The 287-nt window shown below is 54.0% G+C and carries 1 protein-coding gene; it reads right to left on the reverse strand.

The features are described from left to right. Positions 1 to 73: 73 nt before the first annotated feature. Positions 74 to 287 (reverse strand): TonB-dependent receptor (locus LZP73_RS20525; protein ID WP_234236816.1); only part of this gene is annotated, 214 nt, incomplete at its 5' end.

Genomic DNA, 287 nt, shown 5'->3' on the forward strand with positions numbered 1-287 from the left:
TACTGGCTGTAAACAACATGGCCACCAAGGACCATGTTGTTTACAGCATACCCTTGTTGCAAAAGCATCCCCGTCAGAACAGCACAGAGTAGTTCAGACCAAAGGTTCGGCCCCTGCCTTTGTAGTCGTACAGTGACGCTGGGCCGTAACCCGGGCTGTAGTACAGTGGTGCACGCTGCCCCCAGACAGTGGTGTAGTCACGGTCGAAGAGGTTTTCAATGCTGAAGCTGAGTGTACCCACCGGAAGCTGATAACTGCCGAGCAGATCCACGGTGGTATAGCCATCG

Source organism: Shewanella sp. AS16 (genome assembly GCF_021412365.1).
Classification (GTDB): Bacteria; Pseudomonadota; Gammaproteobacteria; order Enterobacterales; family Shewanellaceae; genus Shewanella; species Shewanella salipaludis.